The organism is Methylomonas sp. AM2-LC, from assembly GCF_039904985.1.
Lineage (GTDB): Bacteria > Pseudomonadota > Gammaproteobacteria > Methylococcales > Methylomonadaceae > Methylomonas.
On record NZ_CP157005.1, the window covers coordinates 636,473 to 663,386 of the forward strand.

Sequence of the window (26,914 nt, forward strand, 5' to 3'; positions counted from 1 at the left end):
TTATCATTGTTTTATTATTCATGATAATTAACGTTAACATCATGTTTCCTTTCTGTAATTCAATTCCAGGATAATCATAACTCACATGTTGGATGCCGAACTCCAAAATATAACAGAACTGGAACCGGAGCTACCCGAACCAGGCGAACTGGAAGGCAATTTACTGGATCAAGTTATGGAGCCGTTTAACCCGGCTGAAATAAACATCGTCGTCGAACCCAAGTCTCTGGATACGCTTATTGAACGTATTCAACATGATGAAATTGACATGAATACTGATTTTCAGCGTCATGCTGATCTTTGGGATAATCAGAAAATGAGTCGATTAATTGAATCAGTATTAATTAGATTTCCCTTGCCTGCTTTCTATTTTGATGCGACAAATAATGAAAATTGGCTGATTGTCGATGGTTTACAACGCTTATCTGCTATTCGAAAGTTTGTAGTTGAAAAAAAATTACGTTTAAGTGGGTTGGAATTTTTAACTGATTTAAATGGCCAAAATTATGATCAATTACATAGAACGTATCAGCGACGTATAAAAGAATGTCCAGTAACTGTGTATTTGATCAAACCTGGTACGCCTGACAATGTCAAATACAGTATATTTAGACGTATCAATACTGGTGGGCTTACTCTCAATAATCAAGAGATTCGAAACGCTCTTGCTAAACCAGACGATAGACTCTTTTTGGAAAAACTTGCTTCTCATCCCTTGATGAAAACCATGCTCGGCGATTTATCCAAACGAATGAGTGATCAAGAGCTAGTACTGAGATTTTGGGCTTTTTATCGTTTCGATTACTTCGATAAAGCTAATAAAAAGGAAATGGCTTTGTTTCTGGATAAGGCAATGGATGAGCTCAGAAAAGGTGACGCCAATTACCGAAAAGAATTTGAACGTATTTTCGAGCTTGCAATTCATCGTTGTCATACCTTATTGGGCAAAAAAGGTTTTGAAAAAGAACAAGGAAAGATTAATGGAAAACAGGCCAAGAATTCAACACTGTTTGAGGTATGGATGGTTAGTTTTGCCCGATTAACTATGGATGAAGCTGAAGTACTGGAAAATAATGTTGATGAGTTTAGAGAAAGAGTGTCAGCATTAATCATGGACAGCGAGTTTTTTAAAGCTATTTCATACTCAACCCAGAAAAAAGAACACGTCTCTATTCGTTATAATAAAGTTAAAGAACTTATAGATCTTGTTATATTAATATAATATATGATTGAATTTATCAGTATAAAACGCTTTAAAACCTTACTGGAGGCCAGTTTTCCATTAAGTGCGCTTAATGTTTATTCTGGTCTGAATGGCATGGGTAAATCATCAGTTATTCAGACATTACTGCTATTAAGACAATCCCAAGAGCGTAATACACTTATTCCAAAAGGTCTGTTGCTAAACGGCGATTATATTCAATTAGGAACCGGTAGGGATGCTTTATCCATTGCAAGTGAAGAAGAAAATATAGAGATATTTATAAAATGGGAAGATTTTGAGTTCCCTGAGCAATTTAAGTTTGACTATCAATCTGACTCTGATTTACTACCTAACTCACATATAACGAATCATACCCATCCTCCTCTCATTTTTTACCCAGAGTTAAGTTTATTTAATCATAATTTCCATTATCTTTGTGCGGAACGATTAGGACCAAAAAGTCATCATGCCCTGTCAGACTTCCATATCAAAGACTTAAACTCTCTTGGTAATCATGGTGAATATACTGTACATTTTATAGCTGCTCATGGCTCACGGAATCTTAGTATAACTGCATTAAAGCACGGCAATGCCTTATCAAGTACTCTTTTAGAAAATATTGAAGCATGGATGTCTGAAATTACTCCCGGTTTAAGAATAAAAGCAGCGGCTATGCCAGAATATAACTCTGCAACATTAAGTTATTCTTTTGTACAAGGCAAGGATGTAACCGCCGACTTTAAACCCCAAAATGTGGGCTTTGGCTTGAGTTATGTTTTACCGGTTGTAACTTGTATCTTAAGTGCAAAACCTGGTGATTTGCTAATTATTGAAAATCCAGAATCACACCTTCATCCCGCCGGACAATCGGTAATGGGGCGCTTATGTGCTTTAGCGGCAGCTTCGGGTAGGGTACAAATTATTGTGGAATCCCATTCTGACCATTTTTTAAACGGGGTCAGAGTAGCGATAAAGGAAAGTTTAATTAGTAAAGATTTGGTCAAATTGTTCTTTCTCCAAAGGAGTGCGACGTGTTTTAATCATGAATCCGAAGTGCTTTACCCTAGCATTGATAATCAAGGCCGAATAGATCAATGGCCGGATGGATTTTTTGATGAGTGGGATAAACAATTGGACAGGTTGTTATGATGGGTAGTTTTTTTAAAGACACTTCTTATAGCTCAATAACTTGGCAATGCATGGCCAAGTTATTACCAGTCAGTCACTAATGAGGCGCCATGTCCTTAGCTCTGGTATTTAACCACCACTCCCTCCCCTTTTCTAATCAACAAGAAGCTAACACAGGAATTGCAGAGTTTATTAATACTTTTCATAAATGCCAGCAATTTGGTTATGACTTACTTTGGGTTGATGAAAACAGAATAAATCATGTATTTGATATTGAATTATCGGCAAACTATTTTATCCGTGACTGGTTTTTATGGGCTAAAACTCAAAGTCACTATGTAGACTTAACTAGAAAATTGAGAAGTATACAAACTCACAAACCTTTGCTGACACCTATTGCCTTCCAAGATACAGATAATCGCTTAGAAGTTGGGTTTGACGGTCAAAATAAAGGTTCAATTGTACTATTGGCTGCATATTATTACCAAAACTTTTTAATCAGCTTTACCAGTGATTCAATTTGGATATCTACTTGGCTTAAGGTTTGGGTGTTGAATCTGGATAGTGGTCAACATCAATCCCAATTAGCTAATTTATCCGATCTAAACAGTTTGCTTGAGCATCAAAAAATACTGCAACTTACTCGCAATGCCAGACTTGCTGATGGTAAATCTATCTGGGAAAATCGTAAGCAATTTTTCACCTATTTGGTGTTACTAGATAACCTTGGTTATCAACTTAAAACCTGGTCACATCGCCAGGATATTTTAGTTAAAGCAAGAGATGCGTTAACGGCAATGAATAATTTTGTCGAAAAATGGCGAAATGGTGATTATTTTGACTATAGACATCAGTATCTTGCAGAATGCGGATTGGCAGCTGATGTCAGTGGTGAATCGAATTCGGTTCATAACGATTGCAAAAAGAAAACTGAAAGAGAGTTCTTTTTGCCGACGGGTAGGAAAGTTTACTGTGAAAATCACGTTAAATTATCGGATGGTTTTCGTATGCACTTTTATCCTGATTCAGCCGATAAAACAATTTATGTTGCCTACTTAGGACCGCATTTGACCTTATAAACTCAGAAAATTGTTGTATCGGAAAGCAAGTGATAGTCGACGACTAGCTTTGGTTTGATTTTACTCATGTATTGATCCCTGTAGATTTATAGTGTCGGCGTAATAATTGATCAAGGTGGCGATGTCGATGTAACGGGTTTGTTCGTTGCCGGTCTCAATGACTGAGAGTGTTGTCGGGTTGAGACCTGCTGCACTGGAAACGGCTTCAATCGATAATGCTCGGTCTTTACGGTATGCTTCTAAAGCTCGGCTGAGTTCGACCAAGGATGGCAAAATACTGATTTGCTCTGATTTATCGAGCGACAATTCAGTTTGAATTGATGCCGGTTTTTGGAAATTTGTCTGCGCAAAAATAATAGGCTTGGGCGGCGTTCCGGGTTTATTGCTCCATTGCCAGATCACGCATAAGGCTAACCAATAGGCGTTAGCCGTTTTCGGCGCCATGTCGCGGTGGGCTTTCCAGAATTGGATAACATGACGTTTGCCGACTTCGTGCAGATTGTGGAGTTGTTCGGATTGCTCGATAAATTCGACGAACTTGATCATTCTGCCCACCTGCAGGCGGCGATTTTCCTTGGAGCCGCTACGCACGTATTGATGGGCAAGCGTTTGGATTTGATTAACCAATGTAGACACTGACTACCTCCAGACGGTTGTGACCCAGTTCGGTCGATAGTTGTACTCTGGCTTTATGATCTATAGCTTCGGCAGTTTCTGAATTCACGTTCAAGAAGTTGGCCAAGTAATTTAGCCAGTCCTTTCTGGGAATGCCGGTGGTGATCGGTGCCGGTGCGCCGCTTAAGTCCTGATAGCGTTGCTGGGCGTAATGATGGCGTTGCGCATGGAAATTGAATTGAAGCTGTTGGGCTTTGGCGTAACATTCCTGGCGGAATTTCACATAGCTCATGTCGTTTGGGATCATGGAACGTCCGTCCTGGATATTGGCCGCTTGTTTCAGTGCTATCTTTGCTTCACTACTGATCGGTACTTCCCGGCGTTTACCGCCCTTGGTGCCGGTGAGAATAGTGACGGTTCCGGTTTTATCGCCTTGCTTTAAAGCCTGTCTGGCATCCAGCAAGGCAGATTCCTTAAAGCGAAGTCCCAGTGTTCGCTGTAAATTCAGCAGGACGATTACACGCTGGTCTAGCAGTTCCTCTGCTTGTTCGGTCAATTCGGCAATAACTTGGTCGTGTTGCGACTGCGGAAGAGCTTTGCTGGCTTCCGGCAGGTATTTCCGTTTCGGAATGCCGCAGTCCTTGGTCGGACTCACTGTTTTCCAATCGCCCGCTGTGGCGGTTTTCAAGATGCTGTTTACCGCTGAAATATAAAGCTGGGCAGTAGAGGGCTTCAATTCACCTTGCTCTATTCGGCTGTTTAAATGCCGACCATAGGCAATCAGGTGATCCGGCATGATGTTTTCCATTTTGCTGATGCCTTTTTCTGCTTCCAGCCATTTGGCGAATACCGTCCAGCGATCTGCCAAAGTGCCACGGGTGGAAAATGATTTTTCCGATTGCTGCGAGCACATTTTTCCGGCACGCAGCAGGTTCCGGCTGCCGATACCGAAATTCCGGGTGGATTTTGAAGGGTTACCCCGGTGTAACCTAGTTTGGTTATGTTTGGTCATAGTTTGTTTCCTGACAAAAAGCGATGGCAATGGGCTCCATCATTCCAAACGGACTTTTAGGTATAAATCCGCTTGGAAAGAGGGAGCCGGGTCGGCCTTAAAAAATTGTTAATAGTCATGAGCAGGGACCCCGGCTCCTCACCCTCTTTGTACACAAGGCCATTCTCATGACGATGAGTGTTGACGCACGAGTTGCAAACTCGGCAGTTGTGCGTACAAAGTGTGTGGTGTGCGCGGCTTATGACTCGCTGCGCTAGCGAGATACAGGTGGTCTGTCGGAAACGAACTAGGGGTGCTGGCCAAACGCATTGCTTGTCCTACCGCGACAATCAACTCTGCCCCATCATGGTCCGTTACCGACAAAACCCGGAAAAACCCGCGATGAAAGCGCAGTTATCCGTTTGATTTACTTGATGGAAATACTTAAAGACCTTTCTGTTTCTGTTTTTCGGAAAAATTGAAACAGCAGGCCTTACTTGAATGATCGACGCCTAACCAGCTCCAAAGCATCAGTGTGATGACAAAACCCGAACCGACAAACCTTACCGGCGTTGGTTTTGCATAGGCAAAAGCCGAACATTGCGCCATGAAGCATGGCATTCAGTAAAAGTGTCGAGTAGTTCTCAATAGAATTTCAATCGAATCAGGTCAGGGTGGATGGCATAGGCCAGCCGAATCCTCGGACACAAAACGATTGATTATGTAGGCCGATAGCCAAAACTTGCCACCCTGCATTGATAGTCATCAATACAGTATCCATCCTGAGGAACCTTGGTTCCGAGCAAGATTTTTGCACCCTTAAAAAATGGCGCAACGGCAACACCGCCGTTCAGAAAACTTACTAACGCGGTTTATCGGTTATTTAAAGCGTACGAGTACGCAGATAGAATTCTGATCGAAACGATCAGAACACGAGCCGGGAAGGTCGACAAACGTTAACCAACCAGGTAATTCTTACCAGGCACATTTATCTGTGCCCTCTGTTTTTCGGATTTCGTGAGAAAACCATCATTCTATATAGCTTCAGCATCTGTCAATACTGGGCAAATCTTTTTTGTGCAAGTATTTTTTCGGCATCTAGCCTTAATCATTTCCAGCGGCATCCTCTGCCATCCCCTCAGGGATTACATCCAAGCTGGCACTACTCATTGTTTTAACTGCCGAGTTAGCAGTCTATGAAAGTTTCGTCCTGAAAAGTTCTTTGAGCCGGGGAAATTTTCTTACAATCGAGAGTAAGCTGTCAAGCGGAAAATTTAAAATATTTTAATTATTTCAATTGGTTATGTTGTTTATAGTCGTCCATTAAAAGCCAGCAGCATCCAGCTACATCCGAGTTTTTAATTCATTTTGTTATAAAATTTTCTGAAACAAATGCATTTACGTCACTTGTTTCGTACTCACAAATGGAGCACAATTGTAAGATAATGACTCACAGGAGTAACTTATGGAAAATTCGACTACTAAAGACAGCCGCCTAAATATACGTTGCGATATGCGGGCTCGTGCATTGCTTGACAAAGCAGCAACCTATTCACATGTCAGTATTTCCGAGTTTGTGTTGTCTCATGCATTGGAATCTGCTGAAAAAGTCGTTCAGGCCAATGAGAGCATCACGTTACAGCCGGAAGATTTCCATGTATTTTTAGCGGCTCTTGATGCGCCGAGCCAACCGAATCCCGCTTTACAAAAAGCTTTTAAACGACATGCGGAGCAAGTTTTGAAGTGACGCGCTTCCATATTCACCAGCTCAATAAATCCGTTGATAGAACTTCATTTAATTGTGGTCAACCGGAATTGGATGATTATATTCGCCACTATGCTTCGCAAGACGTAAAACGTAATGTTGCCAGAGTGTTTATTGCCACCCCGGAATCCGCAGAAACTCAACTGGCCGGTTTTTTTACTTTAAGTGCAGGCAGCATTAATTGTTCTGATTTGCCGGAAGCCTTTGCCAAAACCTTGCCCAGATATCCGGTGCCGGTTGCAATACTGGGCAGACTGGCTGTCGATGTTCGCTTTCAGGGTAAAGGTTTAGGTTCTATATTGCTAACAGAGGCCTGTCAGCGTGTTGCCCATGCCAGCAGTACTTTAGCGGTAATTGGCATTATTGTGGACGCAAAAGATGCCGCTGCAGAATTTTACCGGCATTTTGGTTTTACGCCTTTGCCTGGCAAACCAAACAAGTTATTGTTGCCGACAACCACATTTGCTCCCAAAACCTTAATAAGATAGAGACTCCTTAATAATTTTGATTGAATACTAAAGTTCCCCCATATTTTTAGATGAGAGAACTAAAAAACCTTTAATTTCAATATGGTTCCCTTGGTTCGCTGGTTCCCTCTATAAAAACTCATACCCTAATTTGTTTTAACTGGAAAAAAATTTTGCAGAATTGCTTAGCCCAGCCGCTGTTGGAATTAAGCTATTATTTCTTTTATTGGATTTTTTGTAATCGACCGATTACAATAAGCTATGTACATTAGTTCGATAAATGGCTATCCGGCATTAAGGACGGCATGACCAAGCGTCGCCTGGTAGCCAGAATTAAAAAAGCCCAGCTGGGCAATCTGGGCGACATCAAATCGGTTGGAGAAGGGATTTTCGAAATGCGTGAACATTTTGGCGCCGGTTACCGAATGTATTATGTACAGCATGGCGCAGTAATGATAATCATGTTGGGTGGTGGCGACAAATCATCACAAGCAGATGATATTGCAAAAGCCAAACAACTAGCCAATCTTTTGGAGGATTAGGATGACTGAAAAAATTAGTGTTGCCAGTTTACCTGAGTTCGATGCATCACATTATTTGGATAGCGAACAGGCAATTGCGGAATATTTAACGGTCATTATTGAAGACGGTGATTCAGCTTTGCTTGCCGCGGCCTTAGGGGATATAGCGCGTGCCCGAGGTATGGCGGATATTGCTAAAGCATCCGGCCTAACCCGTGAGGCGCTTTATAAAGCGCTAAGACCTAATGCTCATCCTCGTTTCGATACAATCGCTAAAGTTTGTAAGGCATTAGGCGTCAAATTGCAGGTTGAGCCTATTTGATTTTTTCTGCTTTGAGATCGGCTAACCTGGATTTAGGGTTCCAAGTCAATTCAGGGGCGTTTAATGTACGAAAAGGCATCTAACCAAGAACCATTTTTAAGTCGAAAATGGTCGTACCCGATACAGTTGCTGGTAAATTTGCTGGTAGTCGAAAATTTTTAAACAAATAAATATGTTATTAATCAACTAGTAAGATATAATATTCGTTAGACGCCGCCCCACCAAGAAAATCCACGAAAGATATTGAACCCGCTAACCGCAAGGTATAGCGGGTTTTTTCTGTCCATTTTTTGATTAAAAATTAAAACTTTCCTTGCTGGATTTCAATAATCCACAAAAGAGGCCACATTTCCGGCAAGCAACCATGACTGTTGGCACCAACACCTATGGGTAAAAAATGAACATCAACTTGCAGACAGAACTTGATGATATATTACAAGCGTTTGGAAGTTATGCTGCTGAGTTTTTTTAGCGGCAAGTCTGTATCATGCTAAAAAGATTAGTTTTGCCAGTGCTGCTCATATGGCAGGTTTGGATTTTGAAAGCTTTAAAACTCGTTTAATGGAGAATTTTGATCAAGGTTATATCTTGGCTGACGAATGTGTTTTAGAAGACATTGAAACCATTGGACAGTTATAAATCCGTGTTAATAATAGCTATAGGGATAATGGCTTTGCATATGATGTTCTTAGCGATTCTCGGCAGATCAAAGAGTTACATCCTAACTTTAGGTTAATTGAGGTGACACAATGGATCCAATACTATAGTTGGCAACACGGTGAAGTTGAATCCGGTGGATGTAGGTGTGGCGGGTTAGTAGAGGATGGTGATCAATCCTCAATCTTAATTTATTACAAGGAACGTTTTGTTGATGTAAGCTATTGATATAGTGTTTTTTCCAAAATTTCCGAGTTTCGGGCTTAGAACCCCCATAAACTCCTGTTTCATCAAAAAATAGCGTACGCTAAGGTTTCATAAGATAATGACGGCTCATTTTAAAAATTAAATTCTGCCACATTATTTACTATGACAGCATCCTTGCCTCCCAATATAACGTTATACTGGAATGACTCGTTGGCCGAGGAATTGTTGAGCTTTTTGACGGGGCGGATCAAATGTTCGGAGACTGCGGCCGACCTGACACAAGAAACTTTCCTGCGTTTCCATCAATTCATCCAGACCACACCGCCCGATAATGCCCGAGCCTTGGCTTATCGCATCGCCATCAATCTTGCCAATGACTACCAGCGCAAAGTAAAAGTCAGGCAGACCTATAATGCCAATACCGATCTCACTGATATTGAGGATATTCATCCAAGTGAAATACCCGGGCCTGAACAAATTGTCATGGCACAACAGCAGCTGCAATGCTTACAAGACGCGCTAAATGAACTCAGCGAAGAATGTCGCACCGTATTTTTGCTGCATAGTGTTCAAGGGCTTACCTATTTTGAAATTGCTGCCAAACTAGGTATTTCACGATCCATGGTAGGCCGGCATTTGGTCATGGCGTTAGCTCATAGTAAACAACGGCTAAAAGCCTCCGAATAATAGCCATGAGTTCCTTACAAAGAAATGGCGAGCGATTTCTAGTCACAAACGTCTTAAAAATGACCACCCCTGGATTTTTGAAACGAAATGAACTTGCAATCTGACCAAGCTGAGCTGCCCGAATTGACGCTAGAGGCCTTCGAATGGCTGGTTAGGCTGCGTTCCAATGAGATGAGTGAGGCGGAAACGCATGACTTTGCTGAGTGGATGTCGAGAGATATTTTCCATGTCAAAGCCTTTGCCGAAGCCGAAGACTTATTCCTGAATCTGACCATGGCCGCAAAAATCCCTCAGTTTACGGCTCAAATTAGTGTCGAAACCAGTCAAACCAATGCATCGCAAAACAGTACATCAGCTGCCACTACTTTAAATATCAATCCATCCAACAGCCGAAAACACCTCCGCTTGAATACAGGTTGGCTAGCGTTACCCTTAGCCTTGGCTGCTTGCTGGCTGTTCGCGGTGACCTTGGTCATGCCCAATCAGACCCATCTTTTCGACGCCTATTTCAGTGATTACCACACCAACACCGGTGAAGTTCGGGAAATAAAGCTTGCTGATGGTAGCCAGTTACTGCTGAATACCAATACCGCCGTTTCGGTTGATTACCAAGCAACCATCCGGCAAATTACCCTGCATCATGGTCAAGCCCGATTTATTGTAGCCAAAGAGACCCAGCGTCCGTTTGAAGTTAAATCGGGCGAACTGTTGGTTCGTGCCCTGGGAACGGTTTTTGAAGTTTATAATCGGCCATCCGACGAAACGAGCGTCATTGTGCAAGAACATGCCGTCGCAGCGCGTTTGCAGCCAGAATCCCTGATATCGGTTAAAGACCAGACAGGAACCATAACGGTGCAGGAGGGCCAACAAATAAGTTACAGCGGCAGTGGCACCCTTAATTTGTTAGAAACGGTCGACCTTGCCCAAACCAGCGCTTGGCAAAAGCGTAAAATTTCCGTCAACGACCGACCACTGGGTGAATTGATCGAAGAACTGAACCGTTACCGCGTTGGTCGTATTTTCCTTTCCGATACAAATCTCAAAAATCTGCGCGTGGTCGGGGTGTTTTCCCTAGATGACCCCGAAGCTGTCCTCAAAAAGGTATGCCAGATATTGGCTTTGGAAGAAAGTCGTCTGGGCCCGTGGTGGATACTGCTGCATCGTTAAGGCCTGCTGCGTTATTGTCGATACCCGCTGATGTTGTTCAGTAAAATTGAATTATTTGCCCCGTTTTGAACAGATGCTATTTCTCCCCTCTTTTAGGTTGCCCCCTTCAATCAGAAGCCTGAACCATCGAATGGTTTCAATTTAAAAGCCTTTCCAGTTTCTTGAGTCATTTATTTTTCTGAAACGTCGTAAAGGGTAATGCATTATTTTACCCAGGAGAATACATGACAATCCGTTCCAAACGCAACCACTTGATGATTGTACTGATCGCGTTCCAATTTTTTGGAAAAGTCAACGCAGAGAGTACCGTGCGCCAATATCATATCCCTGCGCAATCGCTCAATAGTGCTTTGATGGGGTTTGCTTCCGATTCCAACCTGGAACTCCTGTATAGCGCCGATCAATTGCGTGGCCTCAATTTCAAAGGCCTGGATGGCACCATGACGCCCAAACAGGCGCTGGATCAATTACTGCAAGACAGTGGCTACACTTATCGATTTATTGATGATCATACCGTAACACTAGAAAAAGCGCCCCCCCCTCCTGCATCACTGCTTAACAGTACCGACCCAACCAACTTGCCAAAAGTGAATGTAGTCGGCAATGCTGTTTACGATGTCAAAGATCCCTATAACGAAGACTACGTTATTCCCAATGCCACGGCTGGCACCAAGACCGACACCCCCATCATGGAAACACCCTTGAACGTGCAGGTGGTTTCCAAACAGGTGATGAAGGATCAGCAGGTGATTAGCTTGGGAGATGCTTTGAAGAATGTCAGTGGGGTGGTGTTTAACAGTCAAACGAGTGTGGGTAATTTGAATGCTACTAACGCAGGAACGGATTCGATTATCACCTTACGTGGGTTTGCCTCAACGACAACACTGCGTAATGGTTTTAGGCTGCAAGGCGGGGCTAATCGGAATATGTCCAATGTAGAATCGGTGGAGGTGCTAAAAGGCCCTGCCGCTATTCTTTATGGTTTGGTCGAACCGGGTGGTATGGTGAATGTGGTCACCAAGCAGCCACTGGCAACGCCGTATTACGCTCTGAACCAGCAATTTGGCTCTTACGATAATTATCGCACTACTATCGATACTACCGGTCCAGTCGCTGGCAATACGGATGTTCTGTACCGGATGAATGTAAGCTATCAAAACAGTGGGTCCTATCAAAATTATGTGAGTAATGAAGATATTTTTTTAGCACCGACCCTGAAATGGGTTATTAGTCCAAAAACCCAGCTGACTGCTGAATTTGAATATAACCGCCAAAACAAAAATGTGGGCAATGCATTTAATCCGTATCTCGGCGGACAATTGATGAATCTGCCCTTGAGCACCAATTATGGTGCTGTGTCTCCTACCGTCACCGAGACTTTTTTCGGTAATCTAAATTGGTCGCACCAATTCAACGATGACTGGAGTGTTAAGCACAGCTTTTCGGTCAATCAGCAGGGATTTACCGCTAATGGTGTTGCACTACCGGGGGTAACAACTACTTCGGCTGGCTTTGTATCGATAGGTCTACCTCCTCAACCCTTCGTTGGTTGGGGGGTTGTGCGTACACCTATCGGTAATGGCTCACAATCGGACACCTATTCAACCAATCTGGATCTGATCGGTCATTTTAATACGTATGGTTTGCGGCACACTACCTTATTTGGCGGCGATTATTATCGGCTAAACAATTCTTTTTCTATGATTCGGAGTTCTCTAGAAATACCCTGGTCCGTGGTTAATCCTTACAATCCGGTCAATCCTGGTCTTCAATTAGATCCGAATATATCAGCATCCGGAGACTTTGGTTCGCACCAACAAACCGATCAATACGGTCTGTACGGCCAAGATCAGATTAAACTGCCGTTTGATGTCCACATTACCGGTGGTATTCGTTACCAGTATATCCATCAACGTACGCTGACTACCGGCGATGGTGGTGTCTCGACGGGTGATACAGCTTATAGTCAGGATGCAGTCACACCACGTGTAGGTGTATTATGGCATCCGCAGAGTTGGGTTAGCCTTTATGCCAACTATGCGGAGAGTTTTGGCCCCAATACTGGTTTGACCTGGATTGGCTCTGGTCAAACAACTGCAGGGCAATATAAACAAATTGCCCCCACCAGTGCCGAGCAATATGAAGGCGGCATTAAAACTGAGTTTTTGGATGGTCAGCTACGTGCCACTTTAGCTTACTATGATATGACCAAAACAAATGTCGCTACTGGAGATCCGCAGCATCCATTTCCTGCCTGTGGCAGTGGTTGTAGCTTGGCGATTGGTGGAATCCGTAGTCGTGGGCCGGAGTTGGATATTCAAGGTGAATTGTTTCCGGGTTGGAATATGATTGCTACTTGGGCAAACACAGATATACGCGTTTCAAAAACCAATGCGAATAACGATCCGCTTCCATTAAATAACCTTAGTGTGGGATCTAGGTTATTTGATGTGCCACGCAATACGGCCAGCGTTTGGAGTACTTACGAAATACAAGATACCGATTTTAAAGGACTAAAGTTCGGTGGTGGGGTAACTGTGCGGGATGGAACCATCGGTGTGGGTGGATTGAGCTTTGCAACTGGTACTAACGCTCCAACCATTCACGTGCCCGCTTATGCAACTTTGGACTTGATGACTGCCTATAGTCACTCTTTTGGTAAATCTAAAGTCACTGTCCAATTTAATCTCACCAATCTGCTAGATAAACGCTATTACACCAATATCAACTCTGTAAACAATGATACAACCAATGGATTTTACGCGGCTAATGCGGCCTACGGTGCGCCGCGAGCGGCTATGGGGTCAATTAATATCCAATATTAAGGGCAAGCCTACTAAAAAAAGGGGATACCTCCCCTTTTTTCATATCTCACCAGTTAGGAATACAGTTGAATATGTCACGTCACTTCTGGGGCATCATACAACGCTATGCAGGTCTGTTCATGGCTTTTATTTTAACCGTGGCAGGGCTAACAGGTATTTTATCATGAACTGGATCATTGGCTTAATCCAGCAAATAATCCAGTTATCATTCAATCGGGTTCACTATTGTCACCCCTTGGTCTTGCGCGATGAGCATTAGCTTTGACCTCACTCACGCATAAACGCCATTGATTTACAGTCATAAACGAATGAGCTGTATTCCCTGTCTATGAACCCCGCCTTGATCCGCTTACGGCTGAACCGTATAAATTACAAGTCATCAACTCAACCCTTATACCGATCTAGTAATCGCCTCTCCACCTGTCAAGCAAACCGAAAATAGCGGCTTTTGGCCGCTGATCCGGCAAAATATCCTGCCGTTTATCTATGCTATTCAGCTACCCGTCTTTGAGTGACGGTTTGCCTGACAGAAAACAAGGTAGACTTCATTTTTTTCCTATCTCTCCCAGTAATGGGCGACTTAATATCTTATACCACCAACTTGCCGCTTCGCCTTTATCTGCGGTGCGCATTGCCAACCATACAGGTTCAGGTGGCCGCGCTTCAGTAACTGCCAACTCAATAAGTGCGCCATCTTTTAAGTATGTTGTGATCAACTTCCTGGGTAGAAAGCCAAATCCAAGGCCAGCAAGTTGAAATTGTATTTTGATATCAAAATTAGGCACGGTAATTCGTTTTTGACCGGACAATAAGCCTATGGTTTTGGCTGGTAGAGAGCGGGCGCTGTCTGCAACTACAATCACTGTATGTTCGTACAAATCATCAGACTTAAGCGGCTGCTCTGCTTTGGCAAGTGGGTGATCGGGAGAGACGCAAAAAGCAAAATCGACTGTATCTATTTGCCGGATTTGATAGCCGCTCCAATTTGGACAATCGCCAACGGCGATGATGATGTCGCTACGTTCTTCGCGTAATGCTTCCCAGACTCCGCCCATAGTTTCAGTGGAAAATCTAATTCGGGTGCCGCATTCCAAGGCATTAAATGATAATAAGTCGTTAATAAAAACCCGGCTAGGTATCAGCGAATCGAAGACAATTCTGAGTTCAGATTCATAACCTAAAGCAATTTTATGTAGACGCGATTCAAGATCCCCAAAAGCTTGTAATAACAAACGTCCTTCATTTAAAAGAGTAATTCCGGCCGCAGTCAATGAAATTTTTGGGCCGTTGCGATCGAATAATTTAATGTTCAATTGCTCTTCCAGCTTGCCGACAGCATAAGAAATAGTGGATGGCACCCGATGCAAAAAATCCGCTGCGCCTGACATGGAGCCTGTGCGGTCAATGGCATCTATAATCTGGATAGCTTCAAGTGATAACTTCATTGTGTGTGTCTAATAAGCACTTTGCAAAACACCCTTTAAACCAGTTTAACTTTCGAAAAAATCGAATATAAATGACAAAATAACTCGTTTTAAATATTCATAATTACAAGGTATTCTATATTCACTCGCTTAAAAACAGAAGATTACATTTGAAAAATTTGGAAAATGTAATTCGAAATTGTCGAAAGCATAAGTCAAATATACTGTAAAGGAGTCATACCATGATTGAAGTCCGTCCAGCACAACGCCGAGGCACAGCCCAATTTGACTGGCTGTTCTCACGGCATACATTTTCCTTTGGCCACTATTACGATCCACAGCAAATCGGTTTTTCAGATTTACGTGTGATTAACGATGATATCGTCCAGCCGGGCAAAGGTTTTGGTACCCACCCGCACCGGGATATGGAAATCTTTACTTATGTGATAGACGGTAGTCTGGAACACAAAGATTCGATGGGTACTGGTTCCGTTATTAAAGCTGGCGATGTGCAAATCATGAGTGCGGGTAAAGGCATTGCTCATAGCGAATTCAACCACTCACAGACCGAGTTAGTTCATTTTCTGCAAATTTGGCTAGTTCCTGATAAAAAAGGTGTACCGCCACGTTATCAACAAACTCATTTTAGTCAGGCAGAAAAACAAGGGCAGCTACGCTTGATTATTTCGCCTGATAATACGGACGGATCTTTGTCTGTCTATCAGGATGTGCGCGTTTATGCTGGTTGTTTCGATGGAGAGGAGCATGCGCAGTTAGCACTCGCAGAGAATCGTTATGCCTATGTCCACGTTGTACGCGGTACTTTGACCGTTGCCGGTACACTGTTGATGGAAGGCGATGGTGCGCGTATCCGCCATGAAAGACTTATTACACTTCAACAAGGCCAAAATGCTGAGGTATTGGTATTTGACTTGCGCGCCCAAGACCAATCTGAGGAGTAATACCATATGAATGAATTACTCCAGATTACTCCAAATAATGAACAAGTGTTTTTCGTGGTTCGGCATCGGCTTAAAAAAGGTAAGACCATACATCAGCAATACGAAAGCTGGTTAGGAAAAATCGTTCCCATAGCAGCAAGTTTTACAGGTCATTTAGGCGTGCAAATTGTGCGTCCGCCCGAAGGACACAATGAATACCTGATTGTCGTTAGATTCGCCAGTATTCATGATTTAGAAAACTGGCAACAATCGCAGCAACGCTCACAGTTGATTAACGAAATCGCCCCTATTCTGGATAAGGATGAGTCTCTGGATATAAAAACCGGTATTGATTACTGGTTCACCCCGCCGACAGTGGGTAAGCATCCGCGTCGCTGGAAACAATGGTTGGTGACCAGTTCGGTCATTTGGCCTTTGACAATGTATGTTCCACCAGTGATGGAGCCCTTTTTTTTAAAACTGCAGCCCTGGTTTATAAAATATCCAGAACTGGAAGAATTTGGTTTTCGCCAAGGGGTATTGGCTATGGTAATCGTTGGCTTGGTGGTGTATGCCATTATGCCTGTGTATGTTCGGCTAATTTCAAAATGGTTTTTTAAAGATTAAAAGGGTGAGTTCAACTGGTCATTGCAACACTATCTGATTTAATATTATTAACAGAGGTGAATCAATGGCACAGAAAGGTCGACCCGGTTTATCCGCAGCTCAAAAGGTTGAGTTGTGGCAAAGATGGAAATTAGGACAATCACTCAGTGAGATAGGTCGTGCCCTTGGTAAGCATGCTGGATCCGTGCATACTGTTTTATCCGCTCATGGTGGAATTATTCCTGCAACTCGCTCAAGATCGGCTAGGTCACTGAGTCTAGTTGAGCGCGAAGAAATATCGCGAGGACTGGCGGCTGGTGAATCAATGCGACAGATTGCATCAAAACTAGCAAGATCACCCTCTACTATCTGCCGTGAAATTGCCCGTAATGGTAATAAAGATCAATATCGAGCAATCGAAGCTGATTCAAAAGCATGGGATCAAGCACAGCGACCTAAGCCCTGTCGACTGGCTACACATTCTCAACTACAAATCATGGTGGCAACTAAACTCGGTTTCGATTGGTCTCCTGAGCAAATTGCTGGCTGGCTTAAACATGAATATCCAAACGATATCAATATGCATGTCTCACATGAAACAATCTATAAAAGCCTGTATATTCAAGCACGCGGCGTTTTGAAAAAGGAATTAATCGGACATCTACGATCGAAACGAATGATGCGGCGAGGTAAGGCATCAACAACTGAAGGCCAGCCAAGAGGGCAAATTATTGATGCGGTATCGATAAAAGATCGACCTGCAGAGGTTGAGGATCGTGCAATACCTGGGCATTGGGAAGGTGATCTGATTACGGGGTCTAAAAACAGCCATATTGCTACTCTAGTTGAACGTCGGTCACGATTTGTGTTGCTGGTTCAAGTTGATGGCAAAGATACGACGAATGTTGTGAATGCATTAATTCGTCAGGTACAGCAACTTCCTTCCGGCTTAATGGCTTCGTTGACATGGGATCGTGGTACTGAATTAGCTCAACATAAAAGATTTACTGTAGCCACCGATGTGGCAATGTATTTTTGCGATCCAAGAAGCCCTTGGCAGCGAGGAACCAATGAAAATACAAACCGATTATTAAGACAATATTTTCCCAAAGGGACCGATTTAAGCGGTTATAGTCAGCAAGACCTAGATGAGATTGCTTTAAAGCTTAATACGAGACCTAGAAAAACACTGGGCTACATGATGCCTGGTGATAAACTAAACGAATGCGTTGCAATGACCAGTTGAACTCACCAGTAATATATTAAATTCATATCGTTATCATTGTTTTGGGTTTTTTGGATTGGTCAATCTGGCACGAAGACAGAATAAGCGGGCACTTAAGCTTATTTTTGTAGTTAATCACAGATTCTACAACGATGGGACCTAGCTTAGAGCGAGTTAGTAATCGGCTATAAATTATTAAATGAGGAGGGGATAATATGAGTCAAGTAACGACAAGTAAAATATTTAATTGGCAAGTTGATGGATGCCATCTGTCAAGATTTGATATTACACCCAATAAGCCCGTTTCTTTACAAAAAGTCTTTCATGATGAAATTTCAATTATAGGCTTTTCCGGTGCCGTTTGGAAAAGTTGGCAAAACGGTCAAAGTTATCTTGAATCCCCGGATTGCCTTGTTTTGCGAGATGCTGGACAAATATTTTCCCTGGAAACGTCATTTATTAGTACAAGCGGAGCAATCTGTCGGGAAATAAAAATCAGTCCTCAGCTTCTTAAAGATTTATGCCAACAATTTCAGATCACTAAGTATGCTTTGGATTTTAAAAATCCAATTATTGAGAATCTGGTGTTACGCAATCAATTTGCTTATACACACAGTGTATTAGAAATCAGTGATTGTACCTTGGAAAAATCCAGTTGTCTGGCCTTGTTTTTGAGTAAACTTTCTCAGTATGTACCCGCTAATCATTACAGTTACCATCATCAATTAAATCCAGCCAAAATAAAAACGGTCATTGAATATTTACGAGCTGCCTACGGTAAAAATATCTCGCTGACAGAACTTTCAGAAATGACTGAAACTAATCCTTATGTGCTGTTGAGAAATTTTCAAAAAAGTTTAGGAATTACGCCACATGAATATCTGCAAGCTTATCGAATCATTCAAGCTAGAAAGTTGATTTCTACAGGAATTTCATTGACAGATGTTGCGATGCTGTGTGGCTTTTCTGATCAGAGCCATCTGACCCGAGTCTTTAAAAAGAAGGTGGGAGTTACTCCTGGCCAGTTTGTAACCATGTAATTCTGCTTTAATTTAGGCATCTTCTTCATTTGCCCTAGCAACGGACGTCCTCTTAATTTTTGGATTGTAAAATAAAGTCAATATCGTTCAAGACCTGTCAATTTTGTTCAAGACCTAGCATAGCAATCTTGATTAAATGTCTCTACTGAATAAGTTTCTGATGTTCCCTACAGTCTTATTCACTGAATAATCTTAGCATTTAATGTAAATTACAGGAGAGGAACATGTCCGCAGCAACCGAAAAATTGATTACCCCAGATAATTGCGTATTTTTATTTATCGATCACCAGCCGCAAATGGCTTTTGGTGTGACCAGTATTGATCGTCAGCTACTCAAGAACAATACGGTAGCAATGGCAAAGGCGGCCAAGCTTTTTAATATTCCAACTATTCTTACAGCAGTAGAAACAGAATCCTTTAGTGGTTATATCTGGCCTGAATTAATGGATGTTTTACAACAAGATCCCATTGAGCGCACCAGTATGAATAGTTGGGAAGACAACACATTTGTTGAGGCGGTTAAAAAGACAGGGCGGAAAAAATTAGTTATCGCAGCCCTGTGGACAGAAGCGTGCCTAATTTTTCCAACCATCTGCGCACTTGCCGAGGGTTATGAAGTCATCATGAATACAGATGCGTCAGGTGGTACTTCTGTAGAGGCACATAACGCAGCGATTAGACGCGGTGAACAACATGGAGCAGAGTCTATAACCTCTGTGCAAGTACTGCTCGAATTGCAACGGGATTGGAGCCGAAAAGAAACTTATGTAGGTACCACTGATATAGTGCGCGAACATTTTGGCGCTTATGGCATGGGTATCGATTACGCTGCCAGTAGGGTGCATGACTACGGTCAACGTGCAAAATATCCACATAAAATCATCAAATAACATACTTTGGGCAGAACGCCTTCCTATCTGAATGCTCTATCGCTGTAAACGATTGAGGGGAATTGCACATGAAACTGACCAATCCGGAAACCATTTTATTTAATGGGAAAATTACCACGCTGGATACCAATAAGCCCGAAGTGAGTGCGATTGCATTGGCGGCAGGAAAAGTTATTGCTATTGGTTCGGATGCAGAAATACAAACTCTAGCTATAGATTCTACCCGGGTAATTAACTTGCACGGTAAACGCGTATTGCCAGGCTTAAATGATTCTCACTTACATTTAATTCGCGGTGGTCTGAATTACAATTTGGAATTACGTTGGGAAGGTGTCGGCAGCATCGCAGACGCATTGGTCATGCTGCAACTACAAGCGGCAAGAACACCTGCTCCACAATGGGTGCGGGTGGTTGGCGGGTGGAGTGAGTTTCAATTTAAAGAAAGGCGCATGCCGACCTTGGCAGAGATCAATGCAGTATGTCCTGATACGCCAGTTTTCATCTTACACCTATATGATCGTGCCTTGCTGAATGCTGCTGCATTAAGAGCCGCAGGGATTAGTAAAGACACGCCCGATCCGGTTGGTGGAAAAGTGCAAAGAGATGCTAAGGGCAATCCTACAGGCATGCTGATTGCAGAGCCGAACGCCATGATTCTTTACTCTACTCTTGCTAAAGGCCCCAAGTTGCCGTTAAGCGATCAAATCAATTCAACGCGTCACTTTATGCGAGAGTTGAATCGCCTAGGGGTAACCAGTTGTATCGATGCCGGCGGTGGTTTTCAAAACTACCCGGAAGATTATCAAGTGATTGCACAATTGCATGCAGAAAATCAAATGACGGTGCGCATCGCTTATAACTTATTTACCCAAAACCCTGGAAATGAGTTGGCTGATTTTCAGCAATGGGCCGATATTGTCAAACCTTATAGCGGTGATAGTTATTTCAGGCATAACGGTGCGGGAGAAATGCTGGCTTTTTCTGCCGCTGATTTTGAAGATTTTCTGCAACCACGCCCTGATATGGCATTTGGTATGGAAAAAGAGCTTGGCGATGTAGTTAGGCTTCTGGTGGAAAAACGCTGGCCGTTCAGATTGCATGCGACCTACGATGAAACCATAGGTCGTGCTCTAGATGTATTTGAGTCTATTGATCAAGATACGCGTTTCGATAATTTGCGTTGGTTTTTCGATCATGCTGAAACAGTCAGTGAAAAAAATATGGCGCGCATTAAAAAATTGGGGGGTGGTATTGCCGTGCAACACCGTATGGCTTTTCAAGGAGAATATTTTGTAGAGCGTTACGGGAAAAAGGCGGCAGAACAAACTCCGCCCATACGCAAAATGTTGGAGTTGGGTATACCCGTCGGTGGCGGCACCGATGCCACCCGTGTCGCCAGTTTTAATCCATGGGTTTCTTTGTATTGGCTCATAACAGGTAAAACCGTCGGTGGGCTTAGCCTGTATGGTGAGAGCAACTGTCTGGAACGTGAAGAAGCTTTGCGTTTATGGACGGCAGGGAGCGCTTATAAATCTAACGAAGAAACGGTTAAAGGTACTTTATCCGTTGGCATGTATGCTGATTTGATCGTCATTTCGAGTGATTTTATGTCAATTGCCGATGAAGATATCAAAGCGATTACTTCAGTGCTGACCATTGTGGGAGGCAAGATCGTCTATGCCGCTGACGACTATAGTCAGTTTGATGCGCCGTTACCGCCGATAAGTCCTGATTGGTCGCCTGTGCAGTATTTTGGTGGTCATCAAACCCCCAATACCCATTATGCGCTGCAGGCAAATCCATGCTTGTCGCCAACATGTATTGTGCATGGTCAGCAAAGTCATGATGGTAAGCTTTCTCTCTGGTTGGGGCTTGATGGTCAGCAAAAACAATCGCAATTCGAAAATCCCTGGGCAATGGGGTGCGGGTGTTTTGCGTACTAATGATTTAATGGAGAACAACCATGAATACATTTTTGACATCAAGTGGCATTTCGATTTACTACAAAGATTGGGGATCGGGTGATCCTGTTGTGTTCAGTCACGGATGGCCTTTAAGTTCGGATGCTTGGGAATCCCAAATGCTGTTTCTGGCAGATAAGGGTTTTCGAGTAATCGGGCATGATAGGCGTGGGCATGGTAGATCCGAGCAGTCGTGGGAAGGTAACAACATGAATCAATATGCTGACGACCTAGCGGAATTAATCAATCATCTGGATTTGCAAAATATCATACTGGTTGGGCATTCTACGGGCGGTGGCGAAGTCGCGCGTTATATCGGGCGGCATGGTACCGCACGTGTCAGTAAAGCGGTATTAGTGGGAGCGGTGCCACCGTTGATGCTGAAGACCGCAGAAAATCCAGATGGAATGCCTGTTGTGGTTTTTGATGGGCTTCGTTCTGCATCTTTGGATAACAGAGCGCAATTATATAAAGATTTAGCGAGTGGACCCTTTTTTGGATTTAATCGTCCTGGGGTAAAAAAATCGCAAGGCGTGATTGATGCGTTTTGCATGCAAGGCATGATGGCTGGCCACAAAAATACTTACGATTGTATCAAAGCCTTTTCTGAAACTGATTTTACTGAGGATTTGAAAAAATTCGATATCCCCACTCTGATCATCCATGGGGATGACGACCAGATTGTGCCCATTTATGCCTCTGCCATACCCACCGCTAAATTGATCAAGAATTCAATATTAAAAATCTATCTGGGCGGCTCTCACGGTTTGGCCGATACCAGCAAAATGCAATTGAATGCAGACTTATTGGATTTTTTGCAATGAAATTAATAGATGCTGAGGCGTACACATCAAGTTGGTTAATCATACGGCTATTAATGTCGTCCATGTTTGTTGAGAGTGGTATCGACAAACTATTACATTGGAACGAATACCTTGCAGAAACCCTTATAAAAGGTATTCCGTTGCCAGGTTTGAGTTTGCCTTTGGTAATTGCTACAGAAATCATTGGTAGCGCAACATTGGTCAGTGGCATCTATATCAGGCCTGGCGCAATGATTCTGGTTGGTTACGTTTTTACTTTAAATATCGTCTACTTCGATTTTTGGCATCAGGATGGTATGGATGCCGTGATGGCGCGAAAAGAGTTTTTGAAAAATTTTGCAGTAGTTGCAGGGCTGTTACTGATTGCATTAGTGGCTAGAGATTCCAAGTCCAGATAAGTTACTTAAGCGAAGTCTGGGGTATATAAGAGATGCTCTAATTTAAAGAGATTGATATTTAAATTCGATGTCATCAAGCTGCAAGTTTAATGCAATGGCACCCATTTTAAACACTTAATAGCCAACGCTTCAAATGAGCTTATCCTAAAAAACAATCAACAAATTAATTTGTGGAGATTACCATGACAACATTACCTTCTATTACGATTAAAAGCCTGATTTTCAGTTTTTCCATATTATCAGTTTCTAGTGTATGGGCAGTGGAAACACCGGAAAAAATCTTTCAGGCATCACATGGACTGAAAGTATCGATCAAAGAAATCGGTCCGGTTACCCAAACCGCTGATTTACAAATTATTACTTTATTAAAACATCACTCAGATGGCGACAAATATATTGAAGCTATGCAAGATTTTAACGACAAGCAAGGTGGCCTCGTTGCAGCATTGCGGGAACGTGGCGAATTTATCGGTGAGTTAGGCGAAACTTTACTGTATACCCCGCCTAAGCATTCGATTAAGCCTAAAAAAGTGTTATTAATCGGTTTGGGTGATGAACAAGATTTGTCTCTGGAAAAACTTCGGGTTGCTGGTCGAATTGCCGTGCGCGAAGCGGTGCGATTGCAGGCAAAAAATGTATCTTTTGCACCCACCTTACGCGATCAGGGTAGCAGTTTAATCGAGGTTGGCGAGGGCGATGCTGCGGTAGTAGAGCAAGTGCTATTAGCCTACGACACGGAAAAACATTTGCAAAAGCTGGGATTGACGCCAAAATTTAGTATAGCCAGTTGGGTGATTGAAGCGGGCCCCAGCTATTTTGAGAGTGCAAATACCCATATCGATGCGATTATTCAACAGACTACTGAACAGTTAAAAAAGCGTGATACTCAGTCGTATTTAAAATAAGACTAGAGGGGCTAGGCTGGAATAGATTAATGGAAATTCGCCTATTTAGTTTGCTGATCTGGTTGGGGCTTTCCTCGGCGTGGGCTGGTGACGATGTGACTCCAATTGATCCTTTAACAGGCAAAGTGATGGTGGCGCCACAAGATTCCAGCCTGTCTGAATACGTAACTACCGGGCCGCCCAATCCCAATCCGCCACCCTATACCTTGTTGCGTTACACCGAGCGCTATACCTATCTTGCAGATCCATCCAAGCGCACGGATTTTTTTGATGCGTATAAATACATTTCACTGGATAAAGACAACCCGGAAAGCTATTTGAGTTTTGGAGGAGAATTACGTGAGCGTTTCGAGTATTACAACAATCAAGCTTTTGGTGTTAAGGGGGCGAAGAACACTAATTATGATTTGCAGCGTATTCTGTTACACACCGATTTACATGTAAACGAACGTTTGCGTATTTTTGCCCAAGGTATTTCCAGCTTGCAGTTCGGTGGTGTGTCCAGTTTGGCAATTAATCAGAATCCACTGGATCTGCAACAGGCATTTGCCGATTACGTTTTTGGTAATCCTAATCCGGATGGCAATCGTTTGACCGTTAGAGGTGGACGATTTTCGATGACCTATGGGGCTGGCAGGCTGATAGCCACTCGCGCTGCCCCAAACACACCATTAAAATTTGATGGCTTTCAGTTCATTGGTTCAATGGGGGGTAAAACAAAACTCTATGGTTTTATGACTCATCCCGCCATGGAAGAAAAATTTGAAGTGTCAAAAACCAATTACAGTCAGACTTTTGCTGGCATCTATGGCAGTACGCCGATTGGCGGTGCTCTGGATGTCAACGCAGATTTATATTACTTGATGTTTAAAAATCAAAATGCAAAATATGCAGATGGGACTGGAGTGGAAAATCGACACTCCATGGGTATTCGATTATTTGGGAATAAAGCTAATTGGGATTACGATTTGGAATCGGTTTATCAATTTGGCTCATTAGGTGTCCAGAATATTCAAGCTTGGACTGTTGCTACTGATTTTGGCTATAGGTTTTTGGATATGCCATGGATGCCAAGATTGGGGGTAAAGGCCGATGCCGCTAGTGGAACTACAAAAAAAGGCAGCGGTATAGGTACCTTTAATCCTTTGTTCTTTAAGGCGGGATATTTTAATGATGCTGCCGTGATCAGTCCGGCCAATATTTTTGATGTTCATCTTTCCATGCAGATGCAGCCACGAGAGGATATGAACTTTGTTTTAGGTAGTGACATATTATGGCGTTACAGCAAAAATGACGCACTGTATAATCCTGGCGGGGCCGTGATGTTGCCTGCCAATTTTGGATCCATGTATGTCGGCACCACAGCGGAAGTTGCACTGCAATGGAGTTTAACTAGGCATTTGGTTGGAACTTTGTCCTACGTGCATATTTTTACCGGAAAATATGCACACCAATCAGGCGGTGGAGATGTCGATTTCCTTGCTTCCTGGTTAAGTTTCACTTGGTAATCGAAATACATAAACAACTCAGACAATGAGTAAGCGGGGTGTATATAGGTAGTGTATTGACTTTTTCCGTTTCAAAAGGCAATATCAAATATACCTCCACATGCATTATTTTGAAAAGTTTATGGTTATTGACAATGGATAGATTTAACTGGTCAAAAACCGAAACAAAAGTTGCAAAGCAGGCGTTGGATGCCGCGCTTGCAAACGAAAACGCAGATACTAAAAGATATGAGTGCAAAAGCCGAAAATTCTGAAGACATTTGGAATATCCACGAATTTCTTAGTAAGCAGCGAAAAACAATGGATGAAAAATACGACTACAGTACCTCCGTTCTTATGTTGGTCTTAGCAAGACTAATCAGAGAAAATTGGATTACTGAAAATGAACTTGAAGGGTTGGATCAAGAAAAGATCAATGTCATTCTCAGTGTTGCTTCAATGTAAGCATTCCAGAATGCGTAATTGAAGACATTAGCATTGTTGAAATAGCTAATGAAATATGGAATACTGGGTAGACAAAAAAGACAAATTTGTTCGGGAAATTCAAGCATAACAATGGCTTGTTTATACTGTCTGCAAGCCCAGTCCAATACTAATCAAGCTAAAATTAACACGAGGCTACGAGAATGAATAAGATACTATTAACAACAACGATCATGAGTATGTTCGTCGTGTCGGGTTGCGCTACTTATGGAGGTTATACACCAACAGTGGATGATAGTGTCTATAGGCAAACCCAAAAACCTCAACAATCTTACCAAGTTACACCACCACCACCTCAACAACTTTACCAGCGTCAGCAAGTCTTGGATAAAAAAGGTAAGCCAATACTCGATCAGCATGGTAAACCCGTCTATGAGCAAGTGCCTATAGTAGACCAAAATGGAAACCCGGTTTACCAACAAGCAGCGCCAGCACCCGTGCAATCTTATCAGCCCCAACAACAGGGCCCCGCTAATTCTGCCAGCCAAGATTCCGTAGAATGTCAGCAAATTGCTAGAAATGCCGCAAACACTGGCACAGAAGCGGTAGAAGGTGGGCTAGTGGGTGGTCTTGTTGGTGCTGCTGGCGGCGCTGCACTGGGTGCAATATTAGGAAATCCAGGAACTGGCGCAGCTATTGGCGCTGCAACGGGTGGAATTGGTGGTGGGGCATATTCTGGCCTGTCTGCCGATCAAAAATATCAGCAAGCTTTCAAAAACTGTATGAGAAATCGTGGTCACAACGTACTGGATTAGCTTCTGGTGTTCAACTAAATGTTTAAGTATTTGATTATTAGCTAATATGGCCGATAATCTTTTTGCATTTAGCAATAAACCCTCGTAAGTAATTGGTTGGAATCATAGCTTTGTTTCGTAGTTTATCGGTGTTTTGCAGAGCAAAGCCGAAAGTCACTACGAACTGAAGCTATGAAATACCCAAGCCACTAATGGTTGGGTTTTTTGAGGAGACGAAGCCTACGAATATAGGCTGTTTGCTGAGTATTGGTATCTATTTAACCAAGGGGAACTTCGAAAAACCACCCTTCGACAAGCTTAGGGCGAACGGTGATATTTA

At 42.8% G+C, this 26,914-nt stretch carries 24 protein-coding genes and 1 pseudogene; 22 read left to right on the forward strand and 3 right to left on the reverse strand.

The genetic code is table 11. The annotated features are described in order from the left end of the window. Window positions 1-85 precede the first annotated feature (85 nt). From ABH008_RS02995 to ABH008_RS03005, 3 genes are all read left to right on the forward strand, one after another. The gene (locus tag ABH008_RS02995) at window positions 86-1,222 is read left to right on the forward strand and encodes a DUF262 domain-containing protein (protein WP_347988390.1); all 1,137 of its coding nucleotides are present in this window, start codon (window positions 86-88) and stop codon (window positions 1,220-1,222) included. Window positions 1,223-1,225: 3 nt separating this feature from the next. After that, entirely contained in the window at window positions 1,226-2,353 is a 1,128-nt protein-coding gene (locus tag ABH008_RS03000) for a DUF3696 domain-containing protein (protein WP_347988391.1), read from the forward strand. An 89-nt stretch (window positions 2,354-2,442) separates the two neighbouring features. Next, window positions 2,443-3,411: a hypothetical protein gene (locus tag ABH008_RS03005; protein WP_347988392.1), complete on the forward strand. Its 969-nt coding sequence runs from the start codon at window positions 2,443-2,445 to the stop codon at window positions 3,409-3,411. A 60-nt stretch (window positions 3,412-3,471) separates the two neighbouring features. On the opposite strand, the gene ABH008_RS03010 is transcribed toward ABH008_RS03005, so the two are convergent. Both ABH008_RS03010 and ABH008_RS03015 read right to left on the reverse strand, forming a co-directional pair. Beyond that, window positions 3,472-4,047, reverse strand: a complete 576-nt coding sequence (locus tag ABH008_RS03010; RefSeq protein WP_347988393.1) for a helix-turn-helix transcriptional regulator — start codon at window positions 4,045-4,047, stop codon at window positions 3,472-3,474. Further along, window positions 4,031-5,038 carry an integrase domain-containing protein gene (locus tag ABH008_RS03015; protein WP_347988394.1) on the reverse strand — a complete coding sequence of 336 codons (1,008 nt, stop codon included), beginning with the start codon at window positions 5,036-5,038 and terminating at the stop codon, window positions 4,031-4,033. Before ABH008_RS03015 ends, ABH008_RS03010 begins: the two co-directional genes overlap by 17 nt. A gap of 1,444 nt (window positions 5,039-6,482) precedes the next feature. On the opposite strand from ABH008_RS03015, the gene ABH008_RS03020 reads away from it, so the two are divergent. The 7 genes and pseudogenes from ABH008_RS03020 (at window position 6,483) to ABH008_RS03050 (ending at window position 13,635) form a co-directional block, all read left to right on the forward strand. Next, window positions 6,483-6,764 (forward strand): DUF1778 domain-containing protein, encoded by a 282-nt coding sequence (locus tag ABH008_RS03020; protein ID WP_347988395.1) that lies wholly within the window; start codon window positions 6,483-6,485, stop codon window positions 6,762-6,764. After that, the gene (locus ABH008_RS03025) at window positions 6,761-7,270 is read left to right on the forward strand and encodes a GNAT family N-acetyltransferase (protein ID WP_347988396.1); all 510 of its coding nucleotides are present in this window, start codon (window positions 6,761-6,763) and stop codon (window positions 7,268-7,270) included. Before ABH008_RS03020 ends, ABH008_RS03025 begins: the two co-directional genes overlap by 4 nt. 263 nt (window positions 7,271-7,533) lie before the next feature. Then, window positions 7,534-7,791: pseudogene (locus ABH008_RS03030) on the forward strand (type II toxin-antitoxin system RelE/ParE family toxin); the annotation flags it as partial. Window position 7,792: 1 nt separating this feature from the next. Continuing rightward, window positions 7,793-8,092 (forward strand): addiction module antidote protein, encoded by a 300-nt coding sequence (locus tag ABH008_RS03035; protein ID WP_347988397.1) that lies wholly within the window; start codon window positions 7,793-7,795, stop codon window positions 8,090-8,092. A 1,026-nt stretch (window positions 8,093-9,118) separates the two neighbouring features. Further along, a complete protein-coding gene (locus ABH008_RS03040; protein WP_347988398.1) occupies window positions 9,119-9,643 on the forward strand; it encodes an RNA polymerase sigma factor in 525 nt (174 codons plus the stop codon). Between the two features lie 87 nt (window positions 9,644-9,730). Next, complete coding sequence (locus ABH008_RS03045) at window positions 9,731-10,810, forward strand: FecR family protein (RefSeq protein WP_347988399.1); 1,080 nt, start codon at window positions 9,731-9,733, stop codon at window positions 10,808-10,810. Between the two features lie 224 nt (window positions 10,811-11,034). Continuing rightward, a complete protein-coding gene (locus tag ABH008_RS03050; protein ID WP_347988400.1) occupies window positions 11,035-13,635 on the forward strand; it encodes a TonB-dependent receptor in 2,601 nt (866 codons plus the stop codon). A 545-nt stretch (window positions 13,636-14,180) separates the two neighbouring features. On the opposite strand, the gene ABH008_RS03055 is transcribed toward ABH008_RS03050, so the two are convergent. Next, a complete protein-coding gene (locus ABH008_RS03055) occupies window positions 14,181-15,080 on the reverse strand; it encodes a LysR family transcriptional regulator (RefSeq protein WP_347988401.1) in 900 nt (299 codons plus the stop codon). A 221-nt stretch (window positions 15,081-15,301) separates the two neighbouring features. Between ABH008_RS03055 and ABH008_RS03060 the strand changes: the two genes are divergently transcribed. The 12 genes from ABH008_RS03060 to ABH008_RS03115 all read left to right on the forward strand — a co-directional run bounded on the left by ABH008_RS03060 (window position 15,302) and on the right by ABH008_RS03115 (window position 26,595). Next, window positions 15,302-16,021 (forward strand): pirin family protein, encoded by a 720-nt coding sequence (locus ABH008_RS03060; RefSeq protein ID WP_347988402.1) that lies wholly within the window; start codon window positions 15,302-15,304, stop codon window positions 16,019-16,021. Between the two features lie 6 nt (window positions 16,022-16,027). Then, a complete protein-coding gene (locus ABH008_RS03065; protein ID WP_347988403.1) occupies window positions 16,028-16,627 on the forward strand; it encodes an antibiotic biosynthesis monooxygenase in 600 nt (199 codons plus the stop codon). Window positions 16,628-16,691: 64 nt separating this feature from the next. Beyond that, window positions 16,692-17,852: an IS30 family transposase gene (locus ABH008_RS03070; protein ID WP_347985983.1), complete on the forward strand. Its 1,161-nt coding sequence runs from the start codon at window positions 16,692-16,694 to the stop codon at window positions 17,850-17,852. 194 nt (window positions 17,853-18,046) lie between these two features. Beyond that, window positions 18,047-18,871 carry an AraC family transcriptional regulator gene (locus ABH008_RS03075; RefSeq protein ID WP_347988404.1) on the forward strand — a complete coding sequence of 275 codons (825 nt, stop codon included), beginning with the start codon at window positions 18,047-18,049 and terminating at the stop codon, window positions 18,869-18,871. Between the two features lie 224 nt (window positions 18,872-19,095). Next, window positions 19,096-19,761: a hydrolase gene (locus ABH008_RS03080; protein ID WP_347988405.1), complete on the forward strand. Its 666-nt coding sequence runs from the start codon at window positions 19,096-19,098 to the stop codon at window positions 19,759-19,761. A 68-nt stretch (window positions 19,762-19,829) separates the two neighbouring features. Next, a complete protein-coding gene (locus ABH008_RS03085) occupies window positions 19,830-21,704 on the forward strand; it encodes an amidohydrolase (protein WP_347988406.1) in 1,875 nt (624 codons plus the stop codon). Window positions 21,705-21,724: 20 nt separating this feature from the next. Continuing rightward, entirely contained in the window at window positions 21,725-22,546 is an 822-nt protein-coding gene (locus ABH008_RS03090; protein ID WP_347988407.1) for an alpha/beta hydrolase, read from the forward strand. Next, window positions 22,543-22,944, forward strand: a complete 402-nt coding sequence (locus tag ABH008_RS03095) for a DoxX family protein (protein ID WP_347988408.1) — start codon at window positions 22,543-22,545, stop codon at window positions 22,942-22,944. Before ABH008_RS03090 ends, ABH008_RS03095 begins: the two co-directional genes overlap by 4 nt. 182 nt (window positions 22,945-23,126) lie before the next feature. Beyond that, window positions 23,127-23,849, forward strand: coding sequence for a M17 family peptidase N-terminal domain-containing protein (locus tag ABH008_RS03100; RefSeq protein WP_347988409.1), 723 nt, complete (start codon window positions 23,127-23,129; stop codon window positions 23,847-23,849). A gap of 29 nt (window positions 23,850-23,878) precedes the next feature. Then, window positions 23,879-25,357, forward strand: coding sequence for an alginate export family protein (locus ABH008_RS03105; protein ID WP_347988410.1), 1,479 nt, complete (start codon window positions 23,879-23,881; stop codon window positions 25,355-25,357). A 189-nt stretch (window positions 25,358-25,546) separates the two neighbouring features. Beyond that, a complete protein-coding gene (locus tag ABH008_RS03110) occupies window positions 25,547-25,801 on the forward strand; it encodes a hypothetical protein (RefSeq protein WP_347988411.1) in 255 nt (84 codons plus the stop codon). Window positions 25,802-25,983: 182 nt separating this feature from the next. Then, entirely contained in the window at window positions 25,984-26,595 is a 612-nt protein-coding gene (locus ABH008_RS03115) for a glycine zipper family protein (protein ID WP_347988412.1), read from the forward strand. Window positions 26,596-26,914 lie beyond the last annotated feature (319 nt).

Coding starts and splice junctions, on each gene's coding strand:
- ABH008_RS02995 (WP_347988390.1), top strand. CDS start 86: ATGTTGGATGCCGAACTCCAAAATATAACAGAACTGGAACCGGAGCTA.
- ABH008_RS03000 (WP_347988391.1), top strand. CDS start 1,226: ATGATTGAATTTATCAGTATAAAACGCTTTAAAACCTTACTGGAGGCC.
- ABH008_RS03005 (WP_347988392.1), top strand. CDS start 2,443: ATGTCCTTAGCTCTGGTATTTAACCACCACTCCCTCCCCTTTTCTAAT.
- ABH008_RS03015 (WP_347988394.1), bottom strand. CDS start 5,038: ATGACCAAACATAACCAAACTAGGTTACACCGGGGTAACCCTTCAAAA.
- ABH008_RS03020 (WP_347988395.1), top strand. CDS start 6,483: ATGGAAAATTCGACTACTAAAGACAGCCGCCTAAATATACGTTGCGAT.
- ABH008_RS03035 (WP_347988397.1), top strand. CDS start 7,793: ATGACTGAAAAAATTAGTGTTGCCAGTTTACCTGAGTTCGATGCATCA.
- ABH008_RS03040 (WP_347988398.1), top strand. CDS start 9,119: ATGACAGCATCCTTGCCTCCCAATATAACGTTATACTGGAATGACTCG.
- ABH008_RS03045 (WP_347988399.1), top strand. CDS start 9,731: ATGAACTTGCAATCTGACCAAGCTGAGCTGCCCGAATTGACGCTAGAG.
- ABH008_RS03050 (WP_347988400.1), top strand. CDS start 11,035: ATGACAATCCGTTCCAAACGCAACCACTTGATGATTGTACTGATCGCG.
- ABH008_RS03055 (WP_347988401.1), bottom strand. CDS start 15,080: ATGAAGTTATCACTTGAAGCTATCCAGATTATAGATGCCATTGACCGC.
- ABH008_RS03060 (WP_347988402.1), top strand. CDS start 15,302: ATGATTGAAGTCCGTCCAGCACAACGCCGAGGCACAGCCCAATTTGAC.
- ABH008_RS03065 (WP_347988403.1), top strand. CDS start 16,028: ATGAATGAATTACTCCAGATTACTCCAAATAATGAACAAGTGTTTTTC.
- ABH008_RS03070 (WP_347985983.1), top strand. CDS start 16,692: ATGGCACAGAAAGGTCGACCCGGTTTATCCGCAGCTCAAAAGGTTGAG.
- ABH008_RS03075 (WP_347988404.1), top strand. CDS start 18,047: ATGAGTCAAGTAACGACAAGTAAAATATTTAATTGGCAAGTTGATGGA.
- ABH008_RS03080 (WP_347988405.1), top strand. CDS start 19,096: ATGTCCGCAGCAACCGAAAAATTGATTACCCCAGATAATTGCGTATTT.
- ABH008_RS03085 (WP_347988406.1), top strand. CDS start 19,830: ATGAAACTGACCAATCCGGAAACCATTTTATTTAATGGGAAAATTACC.
- ABH008_RS03090 (WP_347988407.1), top strand. CDS start 21,725: ATGAATACATTTTTGACATCAAGTGGCATTTCGATTTACTACAAAGAT.
- ABH008_RS03095 (WP_347988408.1), top strand. CDS start 22,543: ATGAAATTAATAGATGCTGAGGCGTACACATCAAGTTGGTTAATCATA.
- ABH008_RS03100 (WP_347988409.1), top strand. CDS start 23,127: ATGACAACATTACCTTCTATTACGATTAAAAGCCTGATTTTCAGTTTT.
- ABH008_RS03105 (WP_347988410.1), top strand. CDS start 23,879: ATGGAAATTCGCCTATTTAGTTTGCTGATCTGGTTGGGGCTTTCCTCG.
- ABH008_RS03110 (WP_347988411.1), top strand. CDS start 25,547: ATGCCGCGCTTGCAAACGAAAACGCAGATACTAAAAGATATGAGTGCA.
- ABH008_RS03115 (WP_347988412.1), top strand. CDS start 25,984: ATGAATAAGATACTATTAACAACAACGATCATGAGTATGTTCGTCGTG.